The organism is Cellulomonas sp. APG4, assembly GCF_009996735.1.
Lineage (GTDB): Bacteria > Actinomycetota > Actinomycetes > Actinomycetales > Cellulomonadaceae > Actinotalea.
In genome coordinates this window covers 29930-54130 of record NZ_JAACYI010000020.1, presented here as the reverse complement: position 1 = coordinate 54130, position 24201 = coordinate 29930, and the positions used below count along the sequence as shown (strand labels likewise).

At 73.6% G+C, this 24201-nt stretch carries 24 protein-coding genes and 1 pseudogene; 10 read left to right on the top strand and 15 right to left on the bottom strand.

Going from position 1 to position 24201, the window contains the following annotated elements:
• Window positions 1-25 precede the first annotated feature (25 nt).
• Window positions 26-1225, top strand: coding sequence for a phosphoglycerate dehydrogenase (gene serA / locus GXB85_RS14040; RefSeq protein WP_161918283.1), 1200 nt, complete (start codon window positions 26-28; stop codon window positions 1223-1225).
• A gap of 40 nt (window positions 1226-1265) precedes the next feature.
• Here serA and GXB85_RS14035 read toward each other — a convergent pair whose 3' ends face one another.
• Window positions 1266-1442: a DUF5302 domain-containing protein gene (locus tag GXB85_RS14035; RefSeq protein WP_161918282.1), complete on the bottom strand. Its 177-nt coding sequence runs from the start codon at window positions 1440-1442 to the stop codon at window positions 1266-1268.
• Between the two features lie 156 nt (window positions 1443-1598).
• On the opposite strand from GXB85_RS14035, the gene GXB85_RS14030 reads away from it, so the two are divergent.
• Complete coding sequence (locus GXB85_RS14030; protein ID WP_161918281.1) at window positions 1599-3302, top strand: AMP-binding protein; 1704 nt, start codon at window positions 1599-1601, stop codon at window positions 3300-3302.
• Between the two features lie 33 nt (window positions 3303-3335).
• Here GXB85_RS14030 and GXB85_RS14025 read toward each other — a convergent pair whose 3' ends face one another.
• The 3 genes from GXB85_RS14025 to GXB85_RS14015 all read right to left on the bottom strand — a co-directional run bounded on the left by GXB85_RS14025 (window position 3336) and on the right by GXB85_RS14015 (window position 4996).
• Window positions 3336-3872 (bottom strand): hypothetical protein, encoded by a 537-nt coding sequence (locus GXB85_RS14025; RefSeq protein WP_161918280.1) that lies wholly within the window; start codon window positions 3870-3872, stop codon window positions 3336-3338.
• Window positions 3873-3929: 57 nt separating this feature from the next.
• Window positions 3930-4424, bottom strand: a complete 495-nt coding sequence (nrdR, locus tag GXB85_RS14020; RefSeq protein WP_161918279.1) for a transcriptional regulator NrdR — start codon at window positions 4422-4424, stop codon at window positions 3930-3932.
• 197 nt (window positions 4425-4621) lie between these two features.
• Window positions 4622-4996, bottom strand: a complete 375-nt coding sequence (locus GXB85_RS14015; RefSeq protein ID WP_161918278.1) for a LysM peptidoglycan-binding domain-containing protein — start codon at window positions 4994-4996, stop codon at window positions 4622-4624.
• Between the two features lie 249 nt (window positions 4997-5245).
• Here GXB85_RS14015 and lexA point away from each other — a divergent pair, with 249 nt between their 5' ends.
• The gene (gene lexA, locus GXB85_RS14010) at window positions 5246-5983 is read left to right on the top strand and encodes a transcriptional repressor LexA (protein ID WP_370524251.1); all 738 of its coding nucleotides are present in this window, start codon (window positions 5246-5248) and stop codon (window positions 5981-5983) included.
• A gap of 27 nt (window positions 5984-6010) precedes the next feature.
• Here lexA and GXB85_RS14005 read toward each other — a convergent pair whose 3' ends face one another.
• The 3 genes from GXB85_RS14005 to hflX form a co-directional block, all read right to left on the bottom strand.
• Window positions 6011-6997 carry an L-lactate dehydrogenase gene (locus GXB85_RS14005; RefSeq protein ID WP_161918302.1) on the bottom strand — a complete coding sequence of 329 codons (987 nt, stop codon included), beginning with the start codon at window positions 6995-6997 and terminating at the stop codon, window positions 6011-6013.
• Window positions 6998-7125: 128 nt separating this feature from the next.
• Window positions 7126-9246 carry an ATP-dependent DNA helicase gene (locus GXB85_RS14000; protein ID WP_370524250.1) on the bottom strand — a complete coding sequence of 707 codons (2121 nt, stop codon included), beginning with the start codon at window positions 9244-9246 and terminating at the stop codon, window positions 7126-7128.
• A gap of 103 nt (window positions 9247-9349) precedes the next feature.
• The gene (gene hflX / locus GXB85_RS13995; RefSeq protein ID WP_161918277.1) at window positions 9350-10834 is read right to left on the bottom strand and encodes a GTPase HflX; all 1485 of its coding nucleotides are present in this window, start codon (window positions 10832-10834) and stop codon (window positions 9350-9352) included.
• 110 nt (window positions 10835-10944) lie between these two features.
• Here hflX and GXB85_RS13990 point away from each other — a divergent pair, with 110 nt between their 5' ends.
• A complete protein-coding gene (locus GXB85_RS13990; protein ID WP_161918276.1) occupies window positions 10945-11589 on the top strand; it encodes a methyltransferase in 645 nt (214 codons plus the stop codon).
• Window positions 11590-11592: 3 nt separating this feature from the next.
• Here the strand turns inward: GXB85_RS13990 and dapF are convergent, their stop codons facing one another.
• The 3 genes from dapF to GXB85_RS13975 are packed head-to-tail and all read right to left on the bottom strand — an operon-like array spanning window position 11593 to window position 14248.
• On the bottom strand, window positions 11593-12534 hold the full coding sequence (dapF, locus tag GXB85_RS13985) for a diaminopimelate epimerase (protein WP_161918275.1): 942 nt from the start codon (window positions 12532-12534) through the stop codon (window positions 11593-11595).
• Entirely contained in the window at window positions 12531-13490 is a 960-nt protein-coding gene (gene miaA / locus GXB85_RS13980) for a tRNA (adenosine(37)-N6)-dimethylallyltransferase MiaA (protein WP_161918300.1), read from the bottom strand. The genes dapF and miaA overlap by 4 nt, the downstream gene beginning before the upstream one ends.
• An 11-nt stretch (window positions 13491-13501) precedes the next feature.
• The gene (locus tag GXB85_RS13975) at window positions 13502-14248 is read right to left on the bottom strand and encodes a hypothetical protein (protein WP_161918274.1); all 747 of its coding nucleotides are present in this window, start codon (window positions 14246-14248) and stop codon (window positions 13502-13504) included.
• Window positions 14249-14334: 86 nt separating this feature from the next.
• Between GXB85_RS13975 and GXB85_RS13970 the strand changes: the two genes are divergently transcribed.
• Window positions 14335-14886: a YbjN domain-containing protein gene (locus GXB85_RS13970; RefSeq protein WP_161918273.1), complete on the top strand. Its 552-nt coding sequence runs from the start codon at window positions 14335-14337 to the stop codon at window positions 14884-14886.
• On the top strand, window positions 14883-15347 hold the full coding sequence (locus GXB85_RS13965; protein ID WP_161918272.1) for a YbjN domain-containing protein: 465 nt from the start codon (window positions 14883-14885) through the stop codon (window positions 15345-15347). The genes GXB85_RS13970 and GXB85_RS13965 overlap by 4 nt, the downstream gene beginning before the upstream one ends.
• A gap of 18 nt (window positions 15348-15365) precedes the next feature.
• Here the strand turns inward: GXB85_RS13965 and miaB are convergent, their stop codons facing one another.
• Complete coding sequence (gene miaB / locus GXB85_RS13960) at window positions 15366-16964, bottom strand: tRNA (N6-isopentenyl adenosine(37)-C2)-methylthiotransferase MiaB (RefSeq protein WP_161918271.1); 1599 nt, start codon at window positions 16962-16964, stop codon at window positions 15366-15368.
• 116 nt (window positions 16965-17080) lie between these two features.
• On the opposite strand from miaB, the gene GXB85_RS13955 reads away from it, so the two are divergent.
• From GXB85_RS13955 to GXB85_RS13940, 4 genes are all read left to right on the top strand, one after another.
• The gene (locus tag GXB85_RS13955) at window positions 17081-17866 is read left to right on the top strand and encodes an amino acid ABC transporter ATP-binding protein (RefSeq protein ID WP_161918270.1); all 786 of its coding nucleotides are present in this window, start codon (window positions 17081-17083) and stop codon (window positions 17864-17866) included.
• Between the two features lie 101 nt (window positions 17867-17967).
• Window positions 17968-18849, top strand: coding sequence for a glutamate ABC transporter substrate-binding protein (locus GXB85_RS13950; RefSeq protein ID WP_161918269.1), 882 nt, complete (start codon window positions 17968-17970; stop codon window positions 18847-18849).
• Between the two features lie 94 nt (window positions 18850-18943).
• Window positions 18944-19597 (top strand): amino acid ABC transporter permease, encoded by a 654-nt coding sequence (locus tag GXB85_RS13945; protein WP_161918268.1) that lies wholly within the window; start codon window positions 18944-18946, stop codon window positions 19595-19597.
• Window positions 19594-20472 carry an amino acid ABC transporter permease gene (locus GXB85_RS13940; RefSeq protein WP_161918267.1) on the top strand — a complete coding sequence of 293 codons (879 nt, stop codon included), beginning with the start codon at window positions 19594-19596 and terminating at the stop codon, window positions 20470-20472. Before GXB85_RS13945 ends, GXB85_RS13940 begins: the two co-directional genes overlap by 4 nt.
• A 31-nt stretch (window positions 20473-20503) precedes the next feature.
• On the opposite strand, the gene rny is transcribed toward GXB85_RS13940, so the two are convergent.
• The 4 genes and pseudogenes from rny to GXB85_RS18340 form a co-directional block, all read right to left on the bottom strand.
• Entirely contained in the window at window positions 20504-21964 is a 1461-nt protein-coding gene (rny, locus tag GXB85_RS13935) for a ribonuclease Y (protein WP_161918266.1), read from the bottom strand.
• 41 nt (window positions 21965-22005) lie between these two features.
• Window positions 22006-22425: a regulatory protein RecX gene (locus tag GXB85_RS13930; protein ID WP_370524249.1), complete on the bottom strand. Its 420-nt coding sequence runs from the start codon at window positions 22423-22425 to the stop codon at window positions 22006-22008.
• 170 nt (window positions 22426-22595) lie between these two features.
• A pseudogene (recA, locus tag GXB85_RS13925) lies at window positions 22596-23609 on the bottom strand (recombinase RecA); the annotation flags it as partial.
• 290 nt (window positions 23610-23899) lie between these two features.
• On the bottom strand, window positions 23900-24145 hold the full coding sequence (locus GXB85_RS18340) for a DUF3046 domain-containing protein (protein ID WP_161918264.1): 246 nt from the start codon (window positions 24143-24145) through the stop codon (window positions 23900-23902).
• Window positions 24146-24201: the final 56 nt, after the last annotated feature.

The window sequence follows — 24201 nt, the reverse complement described above, 5'->3', positions numbered from 1 at the left end:
CGCCGACGAGGGCCACGATAGGCGCGTGCTGAGAGCCCTGCTGCTGGAGAACCTCCACCCGCTCGCGACCGCCGTCCTCGAGCAGGACGGGATCGAGGTCGTCACCCGCTCGGGCGCCCTCGACGAGGACGAGCTCATCGCGGCGCTCGACGGCGTCCACCTCCTCGGCATCCGATCGAAGACCCAGGTGACGCAGCGGGTCCTGGCGTCCGCGCCGGGCCTGCAGGCCGTCGGTGCGTACTGCATCGGCACGAACCAGATCGACCTCGCAGCCGCGGCCGAGCACGGCGTGGTGGCCTTCAACGCGCCCTTCTCGAACACCCGCTCGGTCGTCGAGCTCGCGCTGGCCGAGATCATCGCGCTCGCGCGCCGACTCACCGAGCGCGACCGGGCGCTGCACCAGGGCGTCTGGGACAAGACCGCCGAAGGAGCCCACGAGGTCAGGGGACGCACGCTCGGCATCGTCGGCTACGGCAACATCGGCACGCAGCTCTCGGTGCTCGCCGAGAACCTCGGCATGTCCGTCGTCTTCTACGACACCCAGGAGAAGCTCGCGCTCGGCAACGCGCGCCGGATGGGTTCGCTCGACGAGCTCCTCGAGGTGGCCGACACCGTGACCCTGCACGTCGACGGACGCTCGGGCAACGCGGGACTCTTCGGGGCCGCCCAGCTCGCGAGGATGAAGCCGCGCTCGATCTTCCTCAACCTGTCCCGGGGCTTCGTCGTCGACTACACGGCGCTGCGCGAGGCGATCCTCTCCGGCCACATCGCCGGCGCCGCGGTCGACGTGTTCCCGGAGGAGCCCAAGCGCCGCGGCGACGCGTTCGAGTCCGAGCTGCGCGGCCTGCCCAACGTCATCCTGACACCCCACGTGGGGGGTTCGACCCTCGAGGCCCAGCAGGCCATCGGCCAGTTCGTCTCGAACAAGCTGCGCGACTACCTCGCGCACGGCTCCACGATGCTGAGCGTCAACCTGCCCAACCTCGCCCTCGAGGCGCGCACCGGCTCGCACCGGATCACGCACCTGCACCACAACACCCCCGGCGTCCTCGCCGGCATCAACCGGACCCTCGCCGAGCACGGCGTCAACATCGACGGTCAGCTGCTCGCGACGCGGGGCCAGCACGGGTACGTGGTCACCGACGTCAGCTCGGGGCTGACGCCGGAGGTCACCCGCGAGCTCGAGACGATGGACCAGACGATCCGCCTGCGCGTCCTCTCCTGAGCGCCGCGGGCCCGGGACTGCCGTCCCGGGCCCGCGGCGCTCAGCCGGTCTTGCGCCGGAACGTCCGGCGCCCCCCGTGCGTCTCGGGGCCCTGCACGCCGCCGGCGCCCGGGGGCGCCTGCTCCGTGCGGTGGGTGTGCCCGCGCTTGCGCTCGAGCGCCTCACGGAACTTTCGCTTGGCGTCCTCGTCGGCCCCGCCCTCGCGTCGGTCCGTCATCGTGCACCTCCTCCTGTCGCGGCGCCGTCCCGGTCCGGGGGCTGCGTCCGCGCCCGGCCACACTGTGCTCCGACGCCCCGCGGACGGCCAGCGATTTCCTCCGGTCACGGGACCTACGCGGTCGTAACCTACGCGCGCGTAACCTACGCTGGAGGCGTGGAACGACCATGGCTCTCCTCGTACGCCCCCGGTGTACCGCACGACGTGCCCGCACCGACGGCCCCCGTGACGCAGGCGCTCGAGGACGCCGCCGCGGCGCACCCCGCGCGCGTCGCGACCGACTTCCTGGGGGCCGTCACGACCTACGCGGACCTGGCGCGCAAGGTCGCGCACGCCGCCGAGGCGTTGCGGCGGCTCGGCGTCCGGCGCGGCGACCGCGTCGCACTCGTGCTACCGAACTGCACGACGCACGTGGTCGCCTTCTACGCCGTGCTCCGCCTCGGCGCCGTCGTCGTCGAGCACAACCCCACGTACAGCGCGCCCGAGCTGCGCCACCAGCTGGCCGACAGCGGCGCCGTCGTCGCCCTGGTCTGGCAGAAGGCCGTGGCCCGTGTGCTCGAGGTGCGCGAGGACACGGCGCTGCGCCACGTCGTGGCCGTGGACATCGCGGCCGACCTCCCCGCCGTCAAGCGCGCGGCACTCCACCTGCCGGTGGCCTCCGCGCGAGCCAGCCGTGACGCCCTGCGCAGCCCCGTCCCCGGCGTCCCGCGCTGGGAGCGCCTCGTGCGGCGAGCGGGGCCGCTCTCACCCGAGCACCCACGCCCGACCGCCGACGACGTCGCGACGCTGCAGTACACCGGGGGCACGACGGGCACGCCGAAGGGCGCGGTGCTGCGCCACCGCCACCTCGCGGTGAACGCCGAGCAGGGGCGCGCGTGGACCGGGCACGGCTCAGGCACCGAGACCGTGTACGCAGCCCTGCCGTTCTTCCACGCCTTCGGCCTGACGCTCTGCCTCACCTACGCGGTCCTCATCGCCGCCACCGTGGTGATCTTCCCGAAGTTCGACGTGCCCGCGGTCCTCGCCGCGCAGCGCAGGCGCCCGGCGACGTTCGTCCCGGGGGTCCCGCCGATGTTCGAACGCCTCGCGGAGGGCGCGGCACGGGAGGGGGTCGACCTGTCGAGCGTCACGCACGCGATCTCGGGAGCGATGGCGCTCCCGAGCACGACCGCCGCGAGCTGGGAGACCCTCACCCGCGGCCTGCTCGTCGAGGGGTACGGCCTCACCGAGACCTCGCCCGTCGCGCTCGGCAGCCCGATGTCGTCGGCCCGCCGGCCCGGAACCCTGGGACTGCCGTTCCCGTCGACCTACATCACCGTGCGCGATCCCGAGCATCCCGACCGCGAGGTCGCACGCGGGGACCGCGGCGAGCTCTGGATCTCCGGCCCCCAGGTGTTCGACGGCTACTGGCAGCGGCCGCAGGAGACGGCATCCGTGCTCGTCGAGCTCGACGGACGCACCTGGCTGCGGACGGGCGACATCGTCGTGGTCGAGGAGGACGGCTTCGTCCGGCTCGTGGACCGCATCAAGGAGGTCATCATCAGCGGCGGGTACAACGTGTACCCGTCCCAGGTCGAGGACCACCTGCGTGGCATGCCGGGCATCGAGGACGTCGCGGTCGTGGGCGTCCCCGGTGGAGACCTGGGAGAGCGCGTCGTCGCGGCGATCGTGCTGGCCGAGGGCGCCACGAAGGTCGAGCTCGCCGCGGTGCGCGCGTGGAGCGAGCACCATCTCGCACGCTACGCGCACCCACGTGAGCTCGTCGTCCTGCCGGAGCTCCCGCGGTCGCAGATCGGCAAGGTGCTGCGACGCGTGGTGCGCGAACAGATCCTGTCGCGCGGCGGGCACCAGGAGGGCTGACGCCCGGACGCGCGGTCCGCCCGCGCACGGCGGTCAGTGGCTGCGAAGGGCGCGCACGCGGACGTAGGCGTGCACACGGTCGAGCGTCGCCAGCTGGCGGTCGGTCCGGGCGACGAGCTCGGCCATGCGCGCACCGTCGAGGTCCAGCTCCTCCGAGAGGTCGAGCAGCGTCTGCCACACCCCGCGCTTGCCGACGAGCGCGCTGCGCAGCAGCTCGGCCTCGATCAGGGCAGTCATGGGTGAGCTGCGCCGGAGCCCGCCGTCGGGCTTGAGCCGGGCGACGATCTCGCCCACGCGCGCCGCGAACTCCTTGAGGCGCGACCGCGACAGCCCGAGAGCGTCGACGACCGCCGCCAGCTCACGCTGCTCCGAGGCCACCTCGTGCGCCACCGCCTCGAGATCAGGGCCCACAGGGGTCCGCGCGAGGCGACCAGCCGCGTGACGCATGCGCCGCGCACCGGCCGACGATCCCGCGAGATGGTCGTCGAGGTACACCCGCAGCAGGTGCCTGTCCGTGCGGGCACGCCTGTCCCTCCGGACATCGTGGCCGCTGCCTGGGTCGTCGCTCATGGGCCCTCCTCGGGCCCACTCTCACATCGGCGACGACGGGCCGCGACCGGGCCGCGGTCACACCTCGTCGACGGCCGGCTCGCTGGTCTCGTGGGGGGCACCGTCGCCGTGTGAGGCACGGAGCGCGGTGATCGCCGCCTCGAAGTCCTCGAGCGAGTCGAACGCCTGGTACACGCTCGCGAACCGCAGGTAGGCGACCTCGTCCAGGTCACGCAGCGGGCCGAGGATCGACAGACCGATCTCGTGCGCGTCGAGCTCCGCGCTGCCCGTCGTGCGCAGCGCCTCCTCGACACGCTGGGCGAGCAGGGCGAGGTCGTCCTCGCTCACCGGGCGCCCCTGGCACGCCTTGCGCACGCCGTTGACGATCTTCTCCCTGCTGAAGGGCTCGGTCACGCCCGAGCGCTTGACGACCGACAGGCTGGCCGTCTCGAGCGTGGTGAATCGCCGGCCGCACTCGGGGCACTGGCGTCGCCGACGGATCGACGCACCATCATCCGACGTCCGCGAGTCGACGACCCTCGAGTCGCTGTGCCGACAGAACGGGCAGTGCACCGACGACCACCTCTCCGCGGACCTGGCCGCTGCGCGCGGCGGGGCTGGGGCGCCCCGGACACACCCGTCACCGGCGTGCCGCGGCCCCGACTCTGCCACACGGAGCGGGCGGCACGACAGCGAGCGCTGCTCCCCTCCGGGCCGCCCGGCGACTCCCCAGCACGACGACACTGCGCTCAGCGCTCAGCGCTCAGCGCTCAGCGCTCAGGGACGAGGATGACCTGGCCCACGCGGAGCGACACGTCGTCGAGGCCGTTGAGCCGCGTGAGCTCGTCGACCACGTCCCGACGGTCCTCGCCCGGACGAGCCACGGTGCCGGCGATGGACCAGAGCGTGTCACCGTCCACCACCGTGTGCGGCGCGACCGGGACAGCAGCGATCGGGGAGTCGGCAGCCGCACCCTGGGCCGAGAGCACGAGCCCGGCACCGAGGGCGAGCGCCAGGCCCGCGACAACGGCGCGGCCACGGCGGGTCAGCCGCAGGCCCCCGGGTGCCCCCGCCCGCTGCGACGCGCGGCGCACCTCGAGCGGCCGCCCGAAGCCCAGGGACCCGTCGATCGCGATGCTGCTCATCTCACCCTCCAAGGTCATTCGAACACACGTACGTCGAACGTCTGTACGATGTCTAGCACAAGGTGCCGACGGAGTCGACAGCGCCGCCACTCCCGAGGCGACCGACACGCGGTCGAACAGGTGTTTGATCCCCACCCGTCCCCGCCCTAGGCTGGCGACGTCGGTCAGCAGACCATCGACCACCGACACGACCGTCCCGGTCTCGCGCGCAGCGGCACCACGGGCCGGACGCGACGACAGGAGGAGCACGTGGCACCCGAGCAGCCGTCGAGCGACGAGAGCGTCGCGACCGTGCACGCCCTGCCCGACGGGCCGAGCGACGTGGACGGGTTGACGGCGCGCCAGCGGCTCGTGCTGGAGACGATCCGCGCGAGCGTCGAGAACCGTGGGTACCCACCGAGCATGCGTGAGATCGGCGAGGCCGTCGGCCTCACGAGCCCGTCATCGGTCAAGCACCAGCTGATGGCCCTCGAGCGCAAGGGCTACCTGCGTCGCGACCCGAACCGACCCCGTGCGATCGAGGTCGTGCACCCGGATGACTCACGCGGCGTCGGGCCCTTCGGGCACGACGACGTGGCCGACGGCCACCTCGCCCCTGGCGACGCGACGCCCGCACCGTCGTACGTGCCCGTGGTCGGCCGTATCGCCGCGGGTGGACCGATCCTGGCCGACCAGGTGGTCGAGGACGTCTTCCCGCTCCCCCGCCAGCTCGTCGGCGACGGCGAGCTCTTCCTGCTGCGCGTCGTCGGGGACTCGATGATCGACGCCGCGATCTGCGACGGTGACTGGGTCGTCGTCCGACGCCAGCCGGTGGCCGAGAACGGTGAGATCGTGGCGGCGATGATCGACGGCGAGGCGACGGTCAAGACGCTGAGCCGCAAGGACGGCCACGTCTGGCTGCTCCCGCAGAACTCGGCGTACGCGCCCATCCCCGCCGACGACGCCGTGGTGCTCGGGCGGGTCGTGAGCGTGCTGCGCAGCCTCTGAGTCGCGACAGGCGCGGTCCGGGCGCCCTCAGAGGCCGAAGCGCCGCGCGACGTCGCGCAGCGCCTCGGCCGAGCGGTGCAGCCCTGCCAGCTCGTCCTCGGACATGCTGATGGGCAGGGTCGCCTCGACGCCGTGGCGTCCGACCACCGAGGGGACCGAGAGGCAGACGTCCGAGATCCCGCGGTAGTCCTGGAGGAGCGAGGACACCGGCAGCACCCGACGCTCGTCGTTGAGGACGGCCTCGATGATGCGCGAGCCCGCGAGCGCCACGGCGTAGTTCGTCGCACCCTTGCCCGCGATGATGCGGTAGGCCGAGTTCACGACTTCGTCCGCGATGCGCGTCCGGTCCTCGGCCGCGAGCCGCCCGACCACCTCGCCGTCCGGGCCGCGCATCCCCGGCCAGTCGAGCAGGGGCACCGAGCCGATCATCGCGGAGCTCCACAGCGGGATCTCGGAGTCGCCGTGCTCGCCCGCGATGTAGGCGTGCACGTTCTGGGCCGCGACGCCCGTGTGCTGCGCGAGCAGGTAGCGCAGCCGCGACGAGTCGAGCACCGTGCCCGAGCCGAAGAGCTGGTTCGGCGGCAGGCCCGAGCTCTTGAGCGCCGCGTACGTCACGATGTCGACGGGGTTCGTGACCATGACGTAGACCGCGTCGGGCGCGACCTCGACGAGGCCGGGCAGGATCGTGCGGACGAGCTTGATGGTCGCCTCGGCGAGGTCGAGCCGGCTCTGCCCGGGCTTCTGCTTGGCGCCCGCGGTCACGACGACGACGTCCGCGCCCGCGCACACCGCGATGTCGTCCGAGCCCTCGACGTCCGCCATCGGCATGAACTGGATGCCGTGCCCGATGTCGAGCGCCTCGGCCTCGACCTTGGCGGCGTTGATGTCGTAGAGCGCGACGCTGCGCGCGGCACCGCGCATCAGGGCGGCGTACGCCATGGTCGCGCCCACGCTCCCCGCGCCCACGATCGCGAGCTTGCTCCGTCGGCGAGCACCCGTGCCCGGCGTGCCCACGGCATGCGTCCCGGCCTGCTCGCCCACCAGCGTCGTCGTGTCCACACCAGCTCCGTCGTCGTCGCGTCACGACCGGTCGGCCGCGGCACAACCCTAGGGCGGACGGTGTCGGACGCGCACGGCGCGCCTCAACCCTCGGACGGCGCCGCCGCCAGTCGGCCCAGGGCGCCCCGCGCGACCTGCGGGTCGGTCGTGCGCCAGAACGGCGGGAGCGACCGCACGAGGAAGCCTCCGTAGCGGGCCGTCGCGAGCCGCGGGTCGAGCACCGCGACCACGCCCCGGTCGGCGTCCGTGCGCACCAGGCGTCCCGAGCCCTGGGCGAGCAGCAGCGCCGCGTGCGTGGCCGCAACCGCCATGAAGCCGTTGCCACCGCCTGCCGCGACGGCCTCCGACCTGGCCGAACGCACCGGGTCGTCGGGCCGCGGGAAGGGGATCCGGTCGATGAGCACGAGCCGGCACGTCCGGCCGGGCACGTCGACGCCCTGCCACAGCGACAGCGTCCCGAACAGGCACGTCGCGTCGTCGTCGGCGAACTGGCGCACGAGGGTCGGGAGCTGGTCGTCGCCCTGGCAGAGCACGGGGACGTCGAGCCGCTCGCGCATCGCCTCGGCCGCGGCCTCGGCGGCCCTGCGCGACGAGAACAGCCCGAGGGCGCCGCCACCCGAGGCCGCGACGAGCTCGGCGATCTCGTCCAGCTGCGCCTCCGTCGTCGGCTCGCGTCCCGGAGGGGGCAGGTGTCGCGCGACGTAGAGGATCGCCCGGTTCGGGTAGTCGAACGGGCTCCCGACATCGAGACCTCGCCACCGCCGCGTGGCCTGCGGGTCCTGGCTCGGCGCGTCCGCGATCCCGTCGTCGCCCTCGGCCCCGGTCGCGTCGCCCGGCTCGTCCCGCTCGCTCGCCGGGTCGAGCCCGATCCCGGCGGCGAGCGGTGAGAAGCTCCCGCCGAGCGCCAGGGTCGCCGAGGTGAGCACCGCGGTGCGGCCCGTCAGCAGGTGCGTGCGGACGAGCCCCGAGACCGCGAGCGGTGCGGCGTGCAGGCGCGTCACTCCCGCGCGGCCCCCCGCGGAGCCCGACGTGCCGCGTGCGCACCAGAGCACGTCATGGCCCTCGGTCGCGGCCGTCATGCGCTCGGCGATCTCGAAGACCGAGAGCACGGCGGAGGTCGCGAGCTTGAGCCCACCCTCGGTCCCGGGCGCAGGAGGCCCGTCGGGCTTGAGTGCCGTGAGGAGCCCGCGAGCGGCATCCCGCACCTGGCCGACGACCGCCGCGAGCTGTCCGGGCAGCCCGTCGCGCAGCCGGCCCTCGGGCAGGGGGCCGAGGACCGAGCCGAGGTCGCGCCCGGCGGCATCGAGGTCGTCCGTCGCGATGCCGCCGTGCCGGCGTGCGAGTCGCGCGGCGAGCTCGACCGTCGCCGCCGACAGCTCGGCGGTCGCCTGGGCCGTCACGCGGTCCGTCAGCTCGTGGGCCTCGTCGACCACGAGCACCTGGTGCTCGGGCAGCACGCCGGGCGAGCCGCTCGCGGCGATCCCGAGCATCGCGTGGTTGGTCACGACCACGTCGGCCTCACGCGACCTCTCACGCGCGGCCTCGGGGAAGCACTCGTCGATCAGCGGGCACTTGGCCCCCAGGCACTCCATCGCCGTGACGGACACCTGCCGCCACGCCGCGTCGCTCACGCCGGGCACGAGGTCGTCCCGGTCCCCCGTGGTGGTCTCCTCGGCCCACTCGCGGAGCCGGACGACCTGCCGCCCCAGGCGTCCCGGCCCCGCGCCGTCGTCGTCGGCGGGCGCAGGGTGGTCCCCCGCGTCTCCCCCGTCGACCGCCGTGAAGAGGGTCGCGGGCTCGTCGGCCGGGTAGCCGCCGACCACCTTGTGCCGGCACAGGTAGTTGTGCCACCCCTTGAGGAGAGCGACGTCGGGTGTCCGCGGCAGGTGGGGTGCGACGGCGTCGACGACGAGGGGCAGGTCGCGGGTCATGACCTGTCGCTGCAGCGCGAGCGTCGCGGTCGAGACCACGACCCGCTCGTCGTGCAGGACGGAGTGGCGCACCGCCGGCACGAGGTAGCCGAGCGACTTGCCCGTGCCCGTGCCCGCCTGCACCAGGAGGTGGTCACGCGAGCCCAGCGCGCGGGCCACCGCCTGGGCCATGACGCGCTGCCCCTCGCGCCGCGCCCCGCCGAGGGCGTCGACCGCGCGGTCGAGCAGCGCGACGGCGGGCTCGACCTTCTCCGGCGCGGGTGCTGGGCTCACCCCGGAAGGGTAGGCGCTGGGCGACGCACCCGGGCGCGCGTCCGCCGGTCCGCGCCCACCGGCCGGTACGCGGCACCGGACGCGGTCGCGCGCCGCGACGGTGCTAGACCGCGGCCTGCCTGAGCTCGGCCGCGAGCTCGGCGCTGACCCGAGCGCGCAGAGCCGTCCCGTCGGCCGTGTGCTCCTCGGTGTCGATCTCACCCTCGGTGTGCGCGCGGTGCACCAGGTCACCTCGCTGGTAGGGCACCACGACGTCGATCTCGACCTGGGGTCGCGGGAGGAGGGCCGCGACCTGCTCGCGCAGGTCGTCGACCCCCGCGCCCGTGAACGCCGAGACCACCACCGAGCGCGGCTCCCGACGACGCATGCGTGCCACGACGTCCGGATCTGCGCGGTCGGCCTTGTTGAGGACGAGGAGCTCGGGGATGTCCTGGGCGCCGTCGATCTCGGCCAGCACCGCCCGTACCGCGGCAACCTGTCCCTCGGGATCGGGGTGGGCGACGTCGACCACGTGGAGCAGCAGGTCCGCGTCGCCCACCTCCTCGAGGGTCGACCGGAAGGCCTCGACGAGCTGGGTGGGCAGCGACCGCACGAAGCCCACGGTGTCCGCGATGGTGTAGCCGCGGCCGTCGGGCGTGACCGCCCGGCGCACGGTCGGGTCGAGCGTCGCGAACAGCGCGTTCTCGACGAGCACCCCAGCGCCCGTGAGGCGGTTGAGGAGGCTCGACTTGCCCGCGTTCGTGTAGCCCGCGATCGCGACCGACGGCACGGCGTTGCGCCGACGACCCGACCGTTGCGCGGCCCGCGCGGGAGCCATCGCGGCGATCTCGCGCCGCAGCTTCGCCATCCGCGTGCGGATGCGCCGCCGGTCGAGCTCGATCTTGGTCTCGCCGGGGCCGCGCGACCCGATCCCCGCGCCGCCGGCGACGCGACCACCCGCCTGCCGGGACATCGACTCGCCCCACCCACGCAGGCGTGGCAGCAGGTACTCGAGCTGCGCGAGCTCGACCTGCGCCTTGCCCTCACGGGACTTCGCGTGCTGGGCGAAGATGTCGAGGATCAGCGCGGTCCGGTCGATCACCTTGACCCGGACGATGTCCTCGAGGCCGCGCCGCTGGGACGGTGCGAGGTCCGCGTCGACGATGACGGTGTCGGCCCCGGTCGACTGGACCACGTCGGCGAGCTCGGCGGCCTTGCCGGCACCGAGGTAGGTGCCGGGGTCGGGGTGCGAACGGCGCTGCAGGACGCCGTCGAGCACCTGCGACCCGGCGGTCTCGGCGAGCGCGGCGAGCTCGCGCAGCGAGTTCTCGGCGTCCTCCCCGGGACCGGAGGTCCACAGGCCGGCGAGCACGACCTTCTCGAGGCGCAGCTGTCGGTACTCGACCTCGGTGACGTCGGTGAGCTCGGTCGACAGCCCCGAGACACGCCGCAGGGCCGCGCGCTCGGCGCGGTCCAGCTGCTCGCCGTCGGAGCTCGTGGTCCGGGTCTCACCCTCGTCGACGGCGGTCCCGGCACGTGCCAGGACGCGGGCGACGACGGCGTCGGCGAGCTCGCGCGCGCGCCGTGGGTCGGTGGTGGGGTTCGTCACGTCGTCCTCTCGTTCCCCACAAGCGTGACACGCGCGCCGGTCGACCCGCGAGGCGATATGCCGAGGGCGGAGCGCGGGGAGCGGCGCCCACGCGTCGGTAGAGTGCGCGCGTGCGACCCGACAGCCCCGCTCCCGACGAGCCCGACGAGCCGGCTGCGGAGCACTACTTCAGCGCGCGCCCGGCCTCGCCCGAGCAGCGGCGTCCCCTCGCGGTTCGGCTCGCGGGCCGCGAGGTCGAGGTCGAGGTCGCCGCGGGCGTCTTCTCCCCCGGACGGATCGACCTCGGGACCCAGGTGCTGCTGCGCACCGTCCCGCCGCCACCCGCCGACGGGGAGCTGCTCGACCTCGGCACCGGCTGGGGGCCGGTCGCCCTCACGATGGCGATGCTCTCGCCCGGCGCACGGGTCTGGGCGGTCGACGTCAACGCGCGCGCGCTCGACCTCGTCACGCGCAACGCCGCACGCCTGGGGCTCGACAACGTCGTGGCCGTGACGCCCGACGAGGTCCCGGCGGACGTGGTGCTCGACGCCCTCTGGTCGAACCCGCCGATCCGCGTCGGCAAGGGAGCGCTGCACACGATGCTCGTGCGGTGGCTGCCGCGGCTGCGTGCGGGGGCCGACGCGCACCTGGTGGTGCAGCGCAACCTCGGCGCCGACAGCCTGCAGCGGTGGATGGCCGACGAGCAGGGGTGGCTGTGCGAGCGTGCCGCGAGCGCCAAGGGCTTCCGCGTGCTGCGCGTGACGCCGGCCGCCTGACCGTCAGGAGCCGGCTCGTCCGGCCTCGAGGGCGTCGAGGTCGACGAGCCCCTCGGCGACCAGCACGGCGGGACCGGCCAGCTCGACCCGTCCGCCCGGGAGGGTCCGCACGCGGACGGTGCCACCCGGCACGTCCACCAGCCAGGTGTCGGGTGACCCCGGGCCGCCCCAGTGCCGTACCGCGAGCGCCGCGGCGCACGCTCCGGTGCCGCACGAACGCGTCTCGCCGACGCCCCGCTCGTGCACGCGCATGCGCAACCGGCCCACGGTCTCGCCCTCCGGGGTGACCTCCTCGCCCAACGGCACCACGACCTCGACGTTGCTGCCCTCGGGCGGCGGCGGCGTCACCTCCGGTGCACGGGTCAGGTCGATCCGCGCGAGCTCGTCCAGGTCGGCGACCGCGACCACGGTGTGCGGGTTGCCGAGGTCGAGGCTGAGGGCGGGACGTGCCACCGGCAGGCCCGCGACCTGCACCTCGGCGTCCACGGCTGCGGACTCGGCACGTGCCGGGTCGACGAAGCGCCACTCGCCCATGTCCACCGCGTACGCGCCGCCGTCGCGTCGGACACGACGCACGCCCGCCCGCGTGCCGAGCACGAGCTCGTCCGCGCCGTCCCACAGGCCGAGGTGCTCGGCGTAGCGCGCGACCACGCGCACGCCGTTGCCGCACATCTGGGCCACCGAGCCGTCGGCGTTGCGGTAGTCCATGAACCACTCGGCGGCAGGGTCCTCGGCCGTGCTCGCCGCGCCCTCGGGCAGTGCCCGGCACGGGACCAGCCGGATCACGCCGTCGGCGCCCACACCGGCGCGTCGGTCGGCGAGCGCGCGGACGAGGCCAGGCCCCAGGTCGAGCACGCCGTCACGGTCGTCGAGCAGCACGAAGTCGTTCTGGGTGCCGTGGCCCTTGACGACCGCGAGCGTGCGGGGACCGGTGGGGGCGCTCATGAGCCGAGGGTACGACGCCGCGCGCCCGGGTCCGCGAGCCGTCCCGCGTCGGCACGGGCGACCAGGTCGAGCGCGCGGTCGACGAGTGCGGGGTCGCGCGCGTCGAGCCAGTGCGTGCGTGGGTCGCGCCCGAACCACCCCATCTGCTTGCGCGCGAGCCGCCGCGTCCCGGCGACGACCGCGGCTCGTGCCTCGTCCTCGGTCACCCGCCCGGCGAGCAGGTCCAGCACCTCGGCGTACCCGACCGCGCGCGCGGCCGTGCGTCCCAGGCCGTCCAGGTCCGGACCTGCGAGCGCGCGCACCTCGTCGACGAGGCCCTGTGCCCACATGCGCTCGACCCGCGCCTCGACGCGCGCGTCGAGCACCGTGCGGTCGCAGTCGAGCCCCAGCTGGACGGTGGGTACCTCGTGCCGGTGCTCCGGCAGCGCTGCGCCGTAGGGCTCACCGGTGATCTCGATGACCTCGAGGGCCCGGACGACCCGCCGCAGGTTGCGCCGGTCGATCCGGGCGGCAGCGGCCGGGTCACGTCGGGCGAGCTCGTCGTGCAGCAGCCCAGGGCCCTCGCGTGCGCCGCGCTCCTCGAGCCGTGCGCGCACGGCTGGATCCACGGGCTGGAACTCCATGCGGTCGAGCAGCGCACGCACGTAGAGGCCAGATCCGCCGACGACGAGGGCGCGGCGCCCCCGCGAGGCGATCGCAGCCAGGTCCGCACGCGCGTGACGTTGGTACGCGGCGACCACGGCCTCCTCGCGGACGTCGAGCACGTCGAGCTGGTGGTGCGCGACCCCGCGCCGCTCGGGGACCGTGAGCTTGGCGGTGCCCACGTCCATGCCGCGGTAGAGCTGCATCGCGTCCGCGTTGACCACCTCGCCGCCGAGCGCGAGGGCGAGCTCGAGGCCGAGGTCGGACTTCCCGGTCGCCGTCGGGCCCACCACGGCGATCACGGGCGGCGCCATCACGTCGCCGCTCACCCGCGCACCCACGCCGCACTCACGTAGCACGCGCCGTGCACGACCGAGGTGTGGAGCACGTCGCCGCGCAGGACGCCGTCGGGCCGGGTGTGATGGTCGCCACCCTCACCGGCCGCGCCCGCGAGCACCTGCAGCGGCGCCCAGGCGCTGATCGCGAGCGTCACCGCGCGCTCGGCCGGCAGGTCCGCGGCCCGGCTCAGCCCGGCCTCCCCCCGACCGAGCTCCTCGACGAGCCACGCGTCCACGTCCGGAGCCTCCGGGTCGTCGGCGAGCGGGGCCTGCGGACCGTGCCGCGCACTGAGCGAACCCGTGACGACCAGACCGACGTCGTCCTGCGCGAGCGTCGCGCCGCGCGAGCGCGCCGCCGCGGCGTCGTCGGGCGGGACGACCAGCACGGTCACCTCGCTCGTCCAGCCCGCGCGCCGGGCGAGCAGCAGACCGACCGCACCCGCGACCTCGTTGACGACCACCGCGCCGTCGGGCCCGGCCGGGTCCGACGCGACGCGCCAGTCGAGGGAGTCGTCGGCGAGGCCGGCACCCCCGAGGGTGGGGACGAGCGCGCCCTGGTGCACCGCGGACCGCCGCCCCGGTGCGACGACGACGAGACGCGACGGTCCCGCGGCCACCACCCGGCCGACCGCCTCGAGCGCGGCCGCGCGCTCGGCCTCGAGCACGTCCGCGCGCCCAGCTGCGCCGGGGACGAGGAGCACCGTCTCGGGGACCAGGGCGGCAGCGCGGAGCACGCGTCGACGCTACCGCGCACGGCGGGCCGGCCCGCACCACCCGACCGGGCGCCGTCGGGCCCCCGTGGCGGAGGTAAGGTGCCCCGATGGGCTTCCTCTCGTGGGTGCGCCGGGTACGCGACGTCGCACCGAGCTCCGGCCGCCCGCTCGCAGGCCTCCTCGGGGCACCCGCACGGACCGCTCCCCCGCAGCGCCCGGACCCGGACGTCCCGAGCCGCGTGACCACCGAGCGGATCGGGGCGTGGCTGACCGACCAGGGCTTCACGTGGTTCGTGGACGACGACGGCGACCTGGGCGGGCTCTGGCGCGGGCGCCTGTTCTACTTCTTCCTCTTCGGGGACGAGCAGGAGATCCTCCAGGTGCGCGGTCAGTGGAACCGGGAGGTCGCCCTCGAGCGCCTCCCCGAGGTGCTCGAGCTGTGCAACGCCTGGAACACCGACCGCATCTGGCCCAAGGCGTACGCGCGGGTGCGCGACGACGGGCTGGTGCACCTGACCTGCGAGGTCGCGACCGACCTCGAGCACGGCGCCACCGATGCCCAGCTGGGCCTCCTGCTCGAGTGCGGCCTCGGCTCCGCGGCGACGTTCTTCGACATGCTCGCCGAGCGCTACCCCGACCCGGCGGCGACCGCACCATGAGACGTCCCGCGACCCCCGAGGCCCCGCCGCAGCGGGCGACACCCGTCACGACGGAGCGGGTCGAGGCCCACCTGCGCGGCCTCGGCTACGCCGTGCGCCGCGACGGCGACGGCGACCTGACCGGCACCTGGGACGGTGACCGCTTCTGGTTCATGCTCCTCGGGCGCGAGGCCGAGATCCTCCAGGTCCGCGGGCGCTGGCGTCGCACGCTCGACCCGGGACGGCGACGCGCGGCCCTCCTCGCCGTGAACGACTGGAACCGCGAGCGCATCTGGCCCAAGGTCTACCTGCGCGACGAGGAGGACGGCACGGCCGTCTACACCGAGGTCTCGACCGATCTCGAGCACGGGGCGACCGACGCGCAGCTCGCCCAGCTCGTCGCGTGCGGGCTCGGCACGGGCGTGCAGTTCTTCGCCGCGCTCGCGGGGCTCGTGCCCGACGACGGGCCGCGCGCGGTGTGACCCGAGCGCGCCTGACGGTCAGCGCCGGGTGGGCAGTCCCAGCAGCACGGGACCCCCGGCCGGGGTGGCACCGTGGGCGTGGTCGTCGCCGCCACCACGGCGCGCGCGCTCGCGTCGGGCCCACGCGTCGCCCGAGCGCGTGCGACGCACCTCGAAGGTGCCCCCGAGCGCACCGGAGTCCGCGACCAGGTGGTGCGGCCCCGAGGCCGTGACCTCGACGCGTACCAGGTCACCGGGCCGGGCGACGTCATCGGGCAGTCCTTCGGCGCTGCGATCGACGTCCGCGGCCACACCGGCCGGCTCGGCGAGGTGGACCAGGCGGTTGTCGGGCGCCCGGCCCGTGAGCCGTCGCGTCGCGCCGTCCTTGCGACCCTCGTGCTCGGCCACGAGCACCTCGACGGTACGGCCCACCTGACGTGCGCTCTCCTCGGCCGAGATGCGCTCCTGGAGGGCGACGAGCCGCTCGTAGCGCTCCTGGACGACGTCCTTCGGGAGCTGGTCGGGCACGTCGGCCGCCGGGGTACCGGGGCGGGGCGAGTACTGGAACGTGAACGCGGAGCTGAAGCGTGCGGCCTCGACCACGCGCAAGGTCTCGGCGAAGTCCTCCTCGGTCTCGCCCGGGAAGCCGACGATGACGTCCGTGGTGATGGCCGCGTCCGGGATCGCCGCGCGCACGCGCTCGAGGATCCCGAGGAACCGCTCGGAGCGGTACGAGCGCCGCATGGCGCGCAGCACGCGGTCCGAGCCGGACTGCAGGGGCATGTGGAGCTGCGGCATCACCGTCGGGGTCTCGGCCATCGCGGCGATCACGTCGTCGGAGAACGCGGCGGGGTGCGGCGACGTGAAGCGCACGCGCTCGAGACCGGGCACCGCCCCGACGGCGCGCAGCAGCTTGGCGAACGCGGCACGGTCGCCGAACTCGACCCCGTAGCTGTTGACGTTCTGCCCCAGCAGGGTGACCTCGACGGCCCCCTGCGCGACGAGCGCCTCGACCTCGGCGAGAACCTCGCCCGGCCGCCGGTCCCGCTCCTTGCCGCGCAGGTGCGGCACGATGCAGAAGGTGCACGTGTTGTTGCAGCCCACGCTGATCGACACCCACCCCGCGTACACCGACTCGCGGCGCGTGGGCAGCGTCGAGGGGAACACCTGGAGGGACTCGGCGATCTCGACCTGGGCCTCGGCGTTGTGCCGTGCCCGCTCGAGGAGCACGGGCAGCGCGTCGAGGTTGTGCGTGCCGAACACGACGTCCACCCAGGGCGCGCGGTCGACGATGCCGCTGCGGTCCTTCTGCGCGAGGCAGCCGCCGACGGCGATCTGCATGCCGGGCCTGGCGCTCTTGACCGCGGCGAGCTGCCCCAGGTTGCCGTAGAGCCGGCTCGCGGCGTTCTCGCGGACCGCGCAGGTGTTGATGACGACGACGTCGGCCCGCGAGGCCGCAGCCTCGTCGGGCGCGGCGGGCACGTAGCCGGCCGCCTCGAGCATCCCGGCCATGTGCTCGGAGTCGTGGACGTTCATCTGGCAGCCGAGCGTGCGCACGACGTAGGTGCGAGCGGGCTGCGCACGGCTCTCGACCGCGGGCACGGGGGCGCTCACAGAGGTGCTGGTGGTCGTCGACATCACGTCCCAGGGTACGTGGGCGGCGGTGCACCGACCGACGTCGCACCCCCGCGTCGTTGCCGGAATGTGACCACCCCCACTGGCAGCACGCGTCCGGGTCCCTCTAGGTTCAGCAGATGACCCACGACGTCGCCCCCCGTCCTGACGCCCCGCCCTCGTCGCTCGGTGAGCCCCTCGTCGTGCTCGAGAAGGTCAACAAGCACTTCGGCCAGCTGCACGTGCTGCAGGACATCGACCTGACGGTCCACCGGGGCGAGGTCGTCGTGATCATCGGGCCCTCGGGCTCGGGCAAGTCGACGCTGTGCCGGGCGATCAACCGCCTCGAGACGATCGACGACGGGAGCATCTCGATCGACGGCGTCCCCCTGCCCGCCGAGGGCAAGGCGCTCGCACGGCTGCGCGCCGACGTCGGCATGGTGTTCCAGTCGTTCAACCTCTTCGCGCACAAGACCGTGCTCGAGAACGTCACGCTCGGCCCGATCAAGGCCAAGGGGGTCAAGCGGGCCGAGGCGCGTGCGCACGCCCTCGAGCTGCTCGAGCGCGTCGGCGTGGCGAACCAGGCGAACAAGCTGCCCGCGCAGCTCTCGGGCGGTCAGCAGCAGCGCGTCGCGATCGCGCGGGCGCTCGCGATGCGTCCCAAGGTCATGCTGTTCGACGAGCCGACGTCGGCGCTCGACCCGGAGATGATCAACGAGGTGCTCGACGTGATGGTCTCGCTCGCCCAGGAGGGCATGACGATGATCGTGGTCACGCACGAGATGGGCTTCGCGCGCCGGGCCGCCCACCGGGTCGTCTTCATGGACGGCGGCCAGGTGGTCGAGGAGGCCGAGCCCGAGACGTTCTTCACGGCCCCTCGCAGCGACCGGGCCAAGGACTTCCTCTCCAAGATCCTGACGCACTGACGACGCGTGCCGCCGGGCACCATCCGGAGGCACCGCAACCGACCGCACCGCACGACCTGCACCCGCTCCACTGGGCGGGGCACGACACGGAAGGACAGCCCATGCGTACACGGAGGAGAGGAGCCGTCGCGCTCATCGCCGCGACGACCCTGGCACTGGCCGCCTGCAGCAGCGACGCCGAGGAGCCGGACGCCGGCGCCGACGGCGACGCGGAGGACATGGACGTCGCAGACTTCCCCGAGGGCTCGACGATGGCCGAGCTCGCCGAGGCGGGGTCCATCACGATCGGCACCAAGTTCGACCAGCCCCTTTTCGGCCTCGTCGGCCCCGACGGCGTGCCCGTGGGCTTCGACGTCGAGATCGGCCGCCTGATCGCCGAGCGCCTGGGCATCGACGACGACGGCATCGAGTGGGTCGAGACCGTCTCGGCCAACCGCGAGACGTTCATCGAGAACGGCACGGTGGACATCGTGGTCGCGACCTACACGATCAACGACGACCGCAAGGAGCTCATCTCCTTCGCCGGCCCGTACTACGAGGCCGGGCAGTCGATCCTGACGCTGGCCTCCAACGAGGACATCCAGGGCCCGGACGACCTGGACGGCAAGAACGTGTGCACGGTCTCGGGCTCGACGCCCGAGCAGAACCTGGTCGAGAACTTCCCCGAGGTCGAGGTCACGCCGTTCGGTGCGTACTCCGACTGCCTCGAGCCGCTCAAGAACGGGCAGGTCGACGCGATCTCGACCGACAACGTGATCCTCGCCGGCTTCGCGGCCGACGACCCCGAGCTCGAGGTGCGCGGCGAGCCGTTCACCGAGGAGCCCTACGGCATCGGGCTCGCGAAGGACGACGACGAGTTCCGGGACTGGATCAACGACGTGCTCGAGGAGATCTACGAGGACGGCAGCTGGACCGAGGCCTGGGAGTCGACGGCGGGCACCGTGCTGCCGACGCCCGAGCCGCCGGCCGTCGACCGCTACTGAGCGACCGACCCGCACGGCACGACACGGACGGCGGGGTCCCGGGGACGCGCTCCCCGGGACCCCGCCGGTCCACGGCTGAAGGAGACCGACGACGGTGGACGTGATCGGGGACAACCTCCCCCTCTACGCCCAGGGGTTCCTGGTGACGCTCCAGCTCACCCTGATCTCAGGTGCGCTCGCGATGGGCCTCGGGCTCCTGCTCGCAGCGATGCGGGTGGCGCCGTTGCGCCCGTTGCGCCTGCTCGCGGCCGGGTACGTCGAGCTGCTGCGGAACACACCGCTCACGCTGGTGTTCTTCTTCATCATCCTCGTGACACCGCAATTCGGTGTGCGGCTGCCGTTCGACTTCTTCAGCTTCGCGGTCGTAGCCCTGACCCTCTACACGGCGGCGTTCGTGTGCGAGGCGATCCGCTCCGGGATCAACAGCGTGGGGATCGGGCAGGCCGAGGCCGCGCGCGCGATTGGGCTCACCTTCGGCCAGTCCCTTGGCCAGGTCGTGCTCCCGCAGGCCTTCCGCACCGTGATCCCGCCCCTGATCAACGTGTTCATCGCGCTCGCCAAGAACACCTCGGTCGCCGCGGGCTTCGGCGTGGTCGAGCTCATGGGGACCGGCCGCCGCCTCACGACGGCCAACCCGGGCGGCGTCGTCTGGATCCTCGTGGGAGTCGCGCTCGGCTACCTGATCATCACCATCTCCCTCGGCGCGATGGCCGCCCAGGCCGAGCGGAAGGCGGCGTTCACGCGATGAGCTCGGTCCTCTACGACACCCCAGGTCCCCGAGCGCGACGTCGCGAACGGATCGGCTCGGTCGTCGGCGGCGTCGTCCTGCTCGGGCTCCTCGCCCTCGGCGTCTGGTACGCCGCGGGCCGTGGCGTCTTCGACGCCGACCGGTGGGACGTCCTCTACGACCCGCCCAAGCAACAGACCGCGGCAGCAGTGTGGCGCAACGTGCTCATCCAAGGCCTTGGCGCGACCCTACGGGCCGCCGCCGTCGCCGCACCCCTCGCGCTGCTCCTCGGTCTGGTCCTCGCACTCTGGCGCACGACCCGCTTCCGCTGGCTGCGCACGCCGGCCGTCGGTGTGGTCGAGCTCTTCCGCGGCCTGCCGGTGCTGCTGATGATGTTCTTCGGCTTCACCGCCCTCGGCCTCAGCGCGTTCGAGTCCGTGGTGTTCGGCCTCGTCCTCTACAACATGGCGATCTTTGCCGAGATCCTGCGTGCCGGGCTCGCCTCGCTGCCGAAGGGGCAGGCGGAGGCGGCGTACGCCGTGGGCCTGACGCGGACGCAGACCCTCGCTTCGGTGCTCCTGCCGCAGGCCGTGCGGACGATGATGCCGAGCCTCGTCGCACAGCTGGTCGTGCTGCTCAAGGACTCGTCGCTCGGCTTCATCATCGGTTACCCCGAGCTGCTGAAGTCGATCCAGAACAACTCGCAGTTCTTCGGTCCGCGCTACCTCGTCGCTCTGTTCGTCGTTGGGGCGAGCGTCTACCTCGTGGTCAACCTCACGATGTCCTGGTTCGCGCGCTGGCTCGAGCGGCGCACGGCCCGCACCGGCCAGGCGGAGACCGCGGCCGCGACCTTCGCGGCCCAGGCCGGGACCGCCGGCAACCACAGCCGGGTCTAGCGGGCGCCGCGTCCCGCAACGGCTGGGTGAGTCAGCCTGCCGTCGCCGAGGCCCTGAGCTCGCGGATCACGGTGACCGTGATCTCGCCGGGGTAGCTCAGGTCCTTCTCGATGTGCCGCGCGATCGTACGAGCGAGCCCCGGCATGTCGGTGTCGGGCACCTGCGAGGGCTCGACCACCACGCGCACCTCGCGTCCCGCCGACATCGCGACCGCGCGCCGGACGCCCTCGTGCGCGGCGACCAGCGCCTCGAGGGTGTCCATGCGCTCGATGTACTGGTCGAGCTCGTCACGCCGTGCCCCTGGCCGCGCGGCCGAGCACGCGTCGGCGGCCTGCACGATGACAGCCTCGACCGACTCCATCGGCACCTCGTCGTGGTGGGCCGCGATCGCATTGACGACGACGTCGTTCTCGCCCACGCGCCGGGCCAGGTCGGCGCCGACCGCGGCGTGCGTCCCGCCCGTCTCGGCGGTGAGCGCCTTGCCGACGTCGTGCAGGAAGGCCGCCCGGCGGGCCACGGCCTCGTCGGCGCCGATCTCGGCCGCGAGGGCCGCGGCCACGTGCGCCGACTCCACGAGGTGCGCGAGCACGTTCTGGCCGTAGCTGGTGCGCAGCCGCAAGCGGCCGAGCACCTCGACGAGCTCGGGGTGCAGGCCGTACACGCCCGCCCGCTCAGCAGCCTCGTGACCCGCGGCCACTGCGCGGTCCTTCGCGCCCGCGACAGCCTCGGCGTACGCGATCTCGATACGTTGCGGATGGATGCGGCCGTCCGCGATGAGCGCCTCGAGCGCGACGGCCGCGACCTCACGTCGCTCGGCGTCGAAGCTCGAGAGCGTCACGGAGTCCGCCGTGTCGTCGACGATCACGTTGACACCGGTGAGCGCCTCGAAGGTGCGGATGTTGCGCCCCTCCTTGCCGATGATCCGGCCCTTCATCTCCTCACCGGGCAGGCGCACCACCGTGACGACGCTCTGCGACGAGGTGGGCCCGGCGACGCGCTGCACCGCGCTGGCGACGATGCCGCGTGCACGCTCCTCGGCGGTCCGCCGTGCACGTGCCTCGATGCGGCGCACGGACGCCTCGGCATCACGCTCGGCGGCCTGCGTGGCGATGCGGACCTGCTCGGCGCGCGCCTCGTCGGCCGACAGGCCGGAGATGGCCGCGAGACGCGCGGCGACCGCGGTGTCGGCCGAGCCCAGCTGCTCGGCGGCGGCGCGGCGGTCCTCCTGGGCCTGCTCCGCCCGCCGCTGCGCGGCCTCGTGCAGGGTGCGCACCTCGCGCCGTTCGGCCGCGAGCTCGCGCTCGCGCTCGGCGATCCGCTCCTCGCGACGCTGCGCGTCCGAGAGCATCGCCCTGGCCTCCTGCTTGATCGCCGCGACGTCCTGAGTCGCCTGCTGTCGCGTCACGGCGGCCTCACGGCGCGCGAGCAGCACCAGCACGAGCGCGACGAGACACGCGAGCAGCAGCACCAGCACGATCGCGGTCTCGACCACGGACGACCTCCCGCTCCCGGGCCGCGTACGGCCCCGCGAGGTCACTCGACCTCGGTCCCCCAAGGTTCCCACGTCGATCCGGGGTCCTCGGCCTCCAACTCGCGGACGAGCCGCGACGCGAGACCGGCCGGGTAACCCTTGCGGCCGAGCATCCCGAGCGCACGCCGTGCGCGCACCTGCGGGTCGAGCCGGGCGAGCGAGGGCCACCGACGTTCGAGCAGGGCTCGTGCCCTGGCGATCTCGGTCTCGTCGTCCACGGTGGCGAGCGCCTCCTGTGCCTCGTCGTCGCCCACGCCCTTGCGGCGGAGCTCGGCGGCCAGCGCTCGCCGGGCGAGCCCACGCGACTCGCCCCGGCTCCGCACGAGCATGCGCGCGTACTCGGCGTCGTCGATGAGCCCGACCTCGGTGAACCGGTCGAGCACGCGCTCGGCGACGTCGTCCGGCACGTCCTTGCGCGCCATCGCCTCGGCCAGCTGGTGCCGGCTGCGCGGCGCGCCCGTCAGGAGCCTGAGCGCGATGGCGCGCGCGACGCCCTCCTGGTCCGGTTCGGAGTCGTGCGCCGCCGCACCGGAGTCAGGAGGTTCGGGCGCTCGCCCCCGGCCCGTCAGAAGTCGACCTCGGGGGTCGCGTCGGCCGGGGCGTCCACCCGGGCGCCGATGCCGAGCTTCTCCTTGATCTTCTTCTCGATCTCGTCCGCGAGGTCCGGGTTGTCGCGCAGGAAGCCGCGCGCGTTCTCCTTGCCCTGCCCCAGCTGGTCGCCCTCGTACGTGTACCAGGCACCGGACTTGCGGACGAAGCCGTGCTCGACACCGAGGTCGATGAGGCCTCCCTCGCGCGAGATGCCGACCCCGTACAGGATGTCGAACTCGGCCTGCTTGAACGGCGGCGCCACCTTGTTCTTGACGACCTTGACACGCGTGCGGTTGCCGACCGGCTCCGTGCCCTCCTTGAGGGTCTCGATGCGGCGGATGTCCATGCGCACCGAGGCGTAGAACTTGAGTGCCTTGCCACCGGTCGTCGTCTCGGGCGAGCCGAAGAACACACCGATCTTCTCGCGCAGCTGGTTGATGAAGATCGCGGTCGTGTTGGACGCGCTGAGCGCCCCCGTGATCTTGCGGAGCGCCTGGGACATCAGGCGGGCCTGCAGACCCACGTGCGAGTCCCCCATCTCGCCCTCGATCTCGGCCTTCGGGACGAGCGCCGCGACCGAGTCGATGACGATGATGTCGATCGCACCGGAACGGATGAGCATGTCCATGATCTCGAGCGCCTGCTCGCCGGTGTCGGGCTGCGAGACCAGCAGCGCGTCGGTGTCGACCCCGAGCTTCTTCGCGTAGTCCGGGTCGAGCGCGTGCTCGGCATCGATGAAGGCCGCGATCCCCCCGGCGCGCTGCGCGTTCGCGACCGCGTGCAGGGCGACCGTCGTCTTGCCGCTCGACTCCGGTCCGTAGACCTCGATGACGCGACCCCGCGGCAGACCTCCGATCCCGAGGGCGATGTCGAGGGCGATCGAGCCGGTGGGGATGACCTCGACGGGGGCGCGCCCCTCGTCCCCGAGGCGCATCACGGAGCCCTTGCCGAACTGTCGGTCGATCTGGCCGAGCGCGGCCTCGAGGGCCTTGGCGCGGTCCGCGGGAGCTGGCATGTGTCGTCACCTCGGTGCTCTGGGGCCGCCGTGGGCCCGTGTGGTCTGCGTGCTCTGTGGTCTGCGTGCCCTGTGGCCTGCAGGATCTTTCGTCGATGTGGGTCAGGTGGTCCGGCGGGTCCGCGGCCGGTGTCGGTGCGGTCCGTCGACGGTCGCGACGCTACGCCCGCCGTCCGACACGGCCGTGCCGGACCGCCCGTGCTGTGGAGGTGCGGCGCCGTCCGTGCCCTGGGGACCACCGTACCCGAACACGTGTTCGAGGGAGCCGCACGCGGTGACGACACGCCGTCCTACGCGTCCGGAGCACCTCGGCCGCGCCCCGGGGGCCGCCGGGTGGTACCCCAGCGCTCGTCCTGGGGCACCTCCATCGCGTCGCACAGCGCACGCCAGACGGCGCGGGGGTCGACACCGTCGGCCAGCGCCTGGGCGGCCGTGCGGTCGCCGACGGCCCCCAGCACCTGGTCCGCGACCAGCACCTTGCCCATGCGCGCGCCGAAGACGTCCTCGACGAGGTCCCAGAACTCGCTGTAGCGCACCGGCCAAGCCTGCCACGCGTCCGGAGCGCAGATGTCGGCGGCCCCGGACACAATGG